This window comes from Draconibacterium sp., from assembly GCF_041583095.1.
GTDB lineage: Bacteria > Bacteroidota > Bacteroidia > Bacteroidales > Prolixibacteraceae > Draconibacterium.
Genome location: NZ_JBFHGM010000028.1, coordinates 23,595 through 31,395 on the forward strand (window position 1 = coordinate 23,595; position 7,801 = coordinate 31,395).

The following is a 7,801-nucleotide window of genomic DNA, read 5'->3' on the forward strand; positions in this document are numbered from 1 at the left end:
CTTTTCTTCGTTTTAATTATGCAGAAACTTTAGCTCGTTTTACTCTTCTCTTAACATGACCGGCTACAACGTAGTGGTCGATAAGCGGAGCAAATGTATTCATCAGCAGAATTGCCAACATCATACCTTCAGGGAAGGCCGGGTTAATAACACGGAAGATGATGGCCAGAATACCGATCAGGAATCCGTAGATCCACTTTCCTTTTTCTGTTTGTGATGCCGAAACAGGGTCGGTTGCCATAAAAATTGCACCAAACATAAAACCACCTAAAATTAAGTGATGCCAGAAAGGCATTGAAAAGTAAGTAGCAACTTCAGGCGATAAACCTGCACTGCCTGCAAATGCGTTAAGGATAAGACCCATAACTGCACCACCTGCAATGGTTGAAACCATGATTTTCCAGCTTCCGATTCCGGTAATGATCAACAATACAGCTCCGATAAGAATTGCCAGTGTTGATGTTTCGCCGATAGAACCGGGAATAAAACCAAAGAATGCATCGGCTACACTGTAATTTAAGTTACCTGCAGCTGCATCGGCCATTGGAGTTGCTCCTGAAAAACCGTCAACTACTTTATCGGTATCTTTTAATGCAATCCAAACCGACTCACCCGACATTTGTGCCGGATAAGCAAAGAAAAGGAAAGCACGTGCTACAAGCGCTGGGTTCCAGATGTTCATTCCGGTTCCGCCAAATACCTCTTTACCCAAAACAACAGCGAATGCTGTTGCAACAGCAATCATCCAAAGCGGAGTATTTACAGGCATAATAAGCGGAATCAGCATACCCGATACCAGGAAACCTTCCTGGATTTCGTGTCCGCGTAATTGTGCGAAAACGAACTCGATACCCAAACCTACTGCATACGATACAATAACAATTGGAAGTACTTTAATTAAACCAAACAGGAAGATATCGAAAAATCCTGTTGAGGCCAATTCGCCAATGGCTTTAAAGTGTTGCATTCCAACGTTGTACATTCCGAACAATAAAGCCGGAACCACCGATAAAACAACAATCGACATGGTACGTTTCAAATCGATGTAATCGTGAATGTGCGTACCCGTTTTCGACGTGGTTTTTGGCGTGTATAAAAATGTAAAGAATCCGTCGTGCACCGAATTGAGCCAATGGTATTTGGCTCCCTTCTGAACCAGCGGTTCTGTCCTTTCAAAAAAGTTTTTTATAAATTTCATCTCTTAAAAGACTAATTAGTTACTTGTAATGATTAACCAAGCTCTTTGATCATGGTATTAATTCCTTCGCGCAAAATTTTCTGAACCTCGATTTTTGAAGTACAGGCATATTCACACAAGGCGAAGTCTTCTTCTATCACTTCATAAATACCAAAGTTTTCCATTTTGTCGATATCGTTTACCAGGATCGCTTTAAGCAGGTAAACCGGCAGGATATCCATCGGAACCAGTTTTTCGTATTGGTTCGACAAAACAAATGCACGTTCGCCACCATGAATATTTGCATTCATTGTGTACTCTTTTTTCGGGAACAATTTTCCGAAATAAGCTTTGGTTGCACTAAATTTATTAAAGCCCGGGTCGGCCCAGCCTAAAAATTCGTACTCATCGCCTTCAGGAATTACACTGATTTGCGAGTCGTAATAACCAAGGAAACTTTTTGCAGAAACTTTGGTTCCGGTAAGTACGTTACCGCTGATAATACGCTGATTGTAGTCGGCATCAACCAATTTCCCTCCAACCAGTGTAGCAATTGGTGCTCCCACAGTTGTTTGGTAATATTTTGGTGTCTGAACTTCTGATCCGGTTAAAGCAACAGTTTTTGTAAAATCAACATTTCCGGTTTCAAACAGGCGGCCAATAAACAGTACATCCTGTACGTTAATCGTCCAAACCACTTCTCCTTTATTTATCGGAGATGTATTGGCAATTTGAATACCAACGTTACCAGCAGGGTGAGGACCCTCGAACGTATTAACCACAACATTTTTTACCGCTGTAAAAGCTGAATCCTTTGAAACTCCAAGGTTTACTTTTCCTTCGGTAAGCTGAGCCAATGCGTTAACACCGGTTTGGAAGGTATCCAGTTGGCCATCGAGAACAAAATTGTAATCGGGTGCCAACGGAGCCGTGTCGAATGTTGAAATGTAAATGGCTTTTGGTTTCTCCTCCGGATTGGCGATAATACCGTACGGACGTTTTTTGATAAACGGCCATATACCACTTTTCAAAATTTGTTCCTTCACCTCTTCCGCCGATAAGCTTGATGGATCAGCTTTTTTAAATTCGGCTGAGCCAACTTTCTCGTCGGTTGCAATAACTACTTCCAAAATTTTACGACGCTCACCACGGTTAATCGACACTACTTTTCCTCCAAGAGGAGCTGTAAATAAGATTTCAGGATGATATTTGTCGTAGAACAAAGCTTCGCCGGCTTTTACCTCAGCATCAACTTTTACACTAAGTTTTGGAGTAAGTCCCGGAAAATCGGTGGGTTTCAGAGCTACTGATGCCGGAACCGGCAATTTGTCAAGTGCCTTTTCTGCACTTCCTTTTAGCTTTATATTAAGCCCTTTCCTTAACTTAACTACTTCTGACATATCTAATTAAGAATGTATTATTTTTAAGTGGGCAAAAGTATTAATTTAATTGGCTTTTCGCAATGCTTTATAGCAAAAGTTCAACGGTTTCAAATATGAAGATATGTGGATACTGCGATAGTATTCGTAAGTGTCAGGTATTGAGTAGAATAAAAAATCATTTTTAGCGTTATTTATCTTCAGATTAAATTAACATTTTGTTATCTATTTTCACGATTTAACTATAAAAAGCAAGCACATTTAAATGAAATTTGTGTTTTAGGTTTTGATATGAGATACGAAATACAGATTTTTACGTTTTAACAATACAGGCTCTACTTTTGTACTCAAATTTTCAGGGCTGTGGTTGTTTTGAAAAAGCGAGTGACAGCGAAAAAATAAGGGCTGCAACAAATCAACAATAACAAAGCATAAACAAATGAAAGGAGCATGGTCAAAGGAACACAAAAGGACATAAATAAATTATCATGCGAGTTCCACGGGTATCGACCAACAAATATTGGACAGAGATCATATATGTATGAAATACAAAATATTAACTTAATTATATTCAAGTGAAAACCGTTTTTTTTACCACCATATTTTTTCTGATTCTAAGCACCGGCGTAATTGGGCAGGAGGAAAATTTTTACTACCAAAATGCCATTAACCGCGAGAATATAAAAACGGTGCTGGCCTATCGCGATGGTTTCGAACTATCGAACCCGATAATGGGGCTGAAGGAAGATATGACACTGGTTTTTAAATTTGATGATCTTTCGGAAGGGGTGAAAGATTACTACTATACCGTGGTTCATTGTGATGCCGACTGGAACGAGAGTTTTATTTCTCAGGACGAATACATCGATGGTTTTATCGATAATCCGGTTGATGATTATGCTTTGTCGTTTAATTCCACTTTTAGCTACGTAAATTACCGTATTGAATTACCCAACGATCAGATGCGTTTTAAACTTTCAGGTAACTATGTTTTAGTGGTTTACGAAGATCAGGATAAGGAAAAGGTGGTTTTGACGAAACGTTTTCATATATACGAAAATGCTGTACGTATTGAAGGAACAGTTAGACGCGCCACTGCCGATGCTTTTGAAGGCAGCAACCACGAGGTTGATTTTAAAATATTCCATCCCAATTTGGCGATCTTAAATCCGAGGGAAGAGGTGAAGGTTGTGATTATGCAGAATAACCGCTGGGATAATGCCATTCGTGATTTGAAGCCGTTGTACATTCGCGACGGGGTTTTGGATTACGATTATAACCGAGAAAATGTATTTCCGGCAGGAAACGAGTTTCGGTATTTCGACAACCGAACCAACCGGATGAATGGAGAGAATGTGATAGCTACCGATTTTCACCGGCCATATTTTCATAAAACGGTTAAAATTGATGAAGTGCGTGCCAATAAACCTTTTTTCTCGTACGAAGAAATGAATGGAATGTATGCCATTGAAAGCCAGGATCAGGAGGTGCGCGATTATGATACCGAATGTGATTATACCTTCGTGCATTTTACCTTGCCACTGGAAGCGCCGCTACTTGGCGGATCGGTAAATGTTTTTGGAGCTCTAAGCAACTGGAATGCCAACAGAAGCAACGAAATGACCTATAATTTTGAGCGAGGACAATATGAATTGACTTTGTTGCTCAAGCAGGGGTATTATAATTACATCTATGTTTATGTACCGCAGGGATCAAAAGTGGCCGATTATACCAATATTGAAGGAAGTTTTTGGGAAACCAACAACGATTATCAGATTCTGGTATATTACCGCGATTTAGCCGGCCGTTACGACAGGTTGGTTGGATACCGACAATTAAACTCGGTTATAAACAGGTATTAACTGGGTTACATTGTTTTTGTTGTTTGAAATCGTTTGAAATAGTTTGAAACCGTTTGAGATCGTTTGAAATGTTAGTCACTGCAAACTAAAAACTGCAACTGAAAACTGTTTAATACCACTACCAAAAGGACTTTAACTCACGATTCTCATGTAGCCGCGGCCTTCGTTAAAAGGAAGCATAAACCAGAAGTTACTGCCCTTATTCACTTTCGATTCAAATTCAAGTTCTCCGCCGAGCAGCGTAACGTAATGTTGGGCAATTGGCAATCCAATTCCCGATCCTGAAGTTGTCTGGTTTATTTTGTTCTGCACACGGTAAAAACGGCTGAAGATGTGTTCGTAATCTTCCTCGGGAATACCGATTCCTGTATCGGCTACATAGAATCTCACAAAATCATTGCGTACCATTTCGAAACCAAAGGTAACCTGGCCGCTTAAGGTGTATTTTACGGCGTTGTCTACCAAAATAGTCATCACGTCTTTAAGCAATTGAGGATCGGTTGAAAAGCCGAATTCAGGCGTGGCAACATCCGTTTTTAAGCTGATACGAATATCCTTGCTGTCGGGAAGTTCGGCAAAATAGGCATTGTAGATATCGCGAAGCAGTGGATTTATTTTGCTGAAAGAGGTATGGACCGGAATATTCTCGGTTTCAATTTTTGCAAGGTGCACCGTATTGTCGATCATATTCAGTAACTGCTGACCGTTTTGGGTGATCGCTTCGGTAAGCTGCAGGCGTTCCAATCCGTCGAGTGAATCATCGGCCAACATGCGCGTAAAGTTGGAGATAATGTTCATTGGTGTGCGAATTTCGTGCGACAGGTTGGCGAGGAATGCCGATTTTAAACGATCGGATTCTTCTACTTTTACGAGCGCTTTTTCCAGTCCGAATTCTGCAGTTTTTCGTTTGGTAATATCGCGAGCCACCGAAATTACTGCATTGGCATTTAGTTTGGCCAAGCGCATTTCGAACATAAATGTTCCGTTGGGAGTATTTAACGAGTATTCAATACTTTCAATGGTGTCGTTTTTGATACAATGCTGAATACATGAATAAATTTTATGCGCCATTTTATCCGGGAAACCGGCGTTAAAAATAGAGCTGCCAATAATATTCGAATCATCTATTTTAAACAGGTCGCTTTCTTTAATTACAAAGTCCTCGTAAATACCTTCCTTATCTATTACAAAGAAAATATCAGGAATTGCTTCAAGCAGTACTTTGTAACGTCGTTTGCTGGCTTCAAGGTCTGCAATCTGCTTTTTCGTTTTACTAATGTCTTCAAAAACCAGGTAGTACGAATTATACGAAGGATTTATTACCTGAATTTTGTACCATTTGTCGAGGTCATTGGCATAAAACTCAGTAACATTCTTTTTGTTGAAAAGAACGGTTTTATTTACATCAAACCGGCCTTTAAAAATCAGGTCGAATACGTATTCAGCTTCCTGTTCCTGTACTTCGTATAAATTGCGTTTAAAAGCGGCTTCAAAAGCATTGTTTATTTTCTCCACTACCAGGTTGGTAATGTTTCCGTCTTCGTCACGTACTGCACGCAGTCGCGAAATAAGAAACGAGGAGTTTTGTAAAACTCGGTTAATTGCTTCGTTTTTCGATTCGATTTCCTCCGTAAGAACTTCGATGTTTGTGATCAGCTTTTTGCGGAGGTAAAAGGTTACCAGGAAAAAGGCCGTGAATATTAAAATCGGGTTGCTGGCAAAAGGATCGAAATAACTAAAGGCATCGCTTAAATGTCCGGCTTTTAACAGCTGGAAACAAATGAGCGCCAACGATACAAAAAAGTAAAGAATAACCCGAAATTCCATCATTGAGAAATAGTACAGAAAAACCAGACCGGCCATTAGCCACCATACCGAAAGATGTACTGTTTCAATTAATGGTGCATGCCGTGTTAAATCCGAGATGTAATAGGCATAGATAAAAACGGGTAACGAAAAAATAACATTGGTGGCACAATTCTTTTTTGCATTAAAAGTGCAAACTATTGCTAAAATTGATACCGATAGAAGAAGAAGATAACCCACCAGATCGTTTTTGGGGGTAGAAAGTGTCAATTCTCTAACGGATAGGAATAATGACAACACGCCTACAACTCCCCAAAACAATAGAAGCTGAAAAAGCTGCCTTTTTTCATGATCAGTTTTAGCAGCCCAAAATCTTTCTGCTAATATTTTATATATTCTTTTTAACAATAATGTAAAAATATTAAAAAACAGGTACGTCCCGCCAAAACAAACGATTTTTCGGGGAAATATTGTCAAAATGGGAATCTGAAAACCTGATTTTTGTTTTGTTTTCTATGTTGTTCCTTCTAAATGTTTGGCTATAAGAAGGTTGATTTAAGCTCTATTTTTCGATTATGATTTTTGTTATGCTTTGTGAGAATGCGATTTTTTAGTTTTGCATAAACAGATCAGAAGAATTACAAACGATAAATATTGAAGAATTATGCCAAAAGGAATTTACAACGTTCCGGTTGCTAAAAACGAACCGGTTTTAAGTTATGCTCCGGGATCTCAGGAAAGAGCAGAGTTGCAGGCTAAATTGCAGGAATTACGCTCGGAAGAACTCGATCAGCCAATGATTATTGGTGGAAAAGAAGTTTTTACCGACAGAAAAGTAAGGATGTTTCCTCCACACGAAATTGCACATACTTTAGGATATTATAACCAGGGCGATGCCAGCCACGTTGAAATGGCGATTGATGCAGCTTTGGCAGCCAGAGAAGAATGGGCAAACTTGTCGTGGCAACACCGCGCTTCAATTTTCCTGAAAGCAGCCGATCTTTTGGCAGGTCCGTATCGTGCAAAAATCAATGCAGCATCGATGTTGGGGCAATCAAAAAATGCATTCCAGGCAGAAATTGATGCGGCTTGTGAGTTTGCCGACTTTTTACGTTTTGGCGTTCAGGTAATGACTGAGATTTACAAGATCCAGCCCGAGTCGGCAAAAGGTATCTGGAACTACAACGAATACCGTCCGTTGGAAGGTTTTATTTATGCATTAACACCGTTCAACTTTACATCAATTGCCGGAAACCTTCCTGCAGCACCTGCCATGATGGGTAACGTTGCTGTTTGGAAACCATCAAAAACTGCTGTTTATTCAGCAGGTGTAATTATGGAGATCTTTAAAGAAGCCGGTTTACCTGATGGCGTTATCAACCTGGTTTATGCATCGGGTCCTGTTGCTGCCGATACTGTGCTTACCCATCCTGAGTTTGCCGGAATTCACTTTACCGGTTCAACAGCTGTATTCCAAAGCATCTGGAAAACTATTGGCGAGAACATCTACAAATACAAATCATATCCGCGTATTGTTGGCGAAACTGGTGGTAAAGACTTCATTTTTGCTGATCCTA

The 7,801-nt window shown here is 39.9% G+C and carries 5 protein-coding genes; 2 read left to right on the forward strand and 3 right to left on the reverse strand.

All coding sequences use genetic code 11. The features are described from left to right. Positions 1-16: 16 nt before the first annotated feature. Together ABZB17_RS04575 and ABZB17_RS04580 are read right to left on the reverse strand one after the other, a co-directional pair. Positions 17-1,198 carry an NADH:ubiquinone reductase (Na(+)-transporting) subunit B gene (locus ABZB17_RS04575; protein WP_372648307.1) on the reverse strand — a complete coding sequence of 394 codons (1,182 nt, stop codon included), beginning with the start codon at positions 1,196-1,198 and terminating at the stop codon, positions 17-19. Between the two features lie 32 nt (positions 1,199-1,230). Then, complete coding sequence (locus tag ABZB17_RS04580) at positions 1,231-2,577, reverse strand: Na(+)-translocating NADH-quinone reductase subunit A (protein WP_372648308.1); 1,347 nt, start codon at positions 2,575-2,577, stop codon at positions 1,231-1,233. 554 nt (positions 2,578-3,131) lie between these two features. Between ABZB17_RS04580 and ABZB17_RS04585 the strand changes: the two genes are divergently transcribed. Next, positions 3,132-4,418, forward strand: a complete 1,287-nt coding sequence (locus tag ABZB17_RS04585; protein ID WP_372648309.1) for a DUF5103 domain-containing protein — start codon at positions 3,132-3,134, stop codon at positions 4,416-4,418. Between the two features lie 132 nt (positions 4,419-4,550). Here the strand turns inward: ABZB17_RS04585 and ABZB17_RS04590 are convergent, their stop codons facing one another. Further along, positions 4,551-6,464: an ATP-binding protein gene (locus tag ABZB17_RS04590; RefSeq protein ID WP_372648310.1), complete on the reverse strand. Its 1,914-nt coding sequence runs from the start codon at positions 6,462-6,464 to the stop codon at positions 4,551-4,553. 424 nt (positions 6,465-6,888) lie between these two features. On the opposite strand from ABZB17_RS04590, the gene ABZB17_RS04595 reads away from it, so the two are divergent. Then, positions 6,889-7,801: aldehyde dehydrogenase family protein (locus ABZB17_RS04595; RefSeq protein WP_372648311.1), on the forward strand; the 913-nt coding region annotated here is incomplete at its 3' end.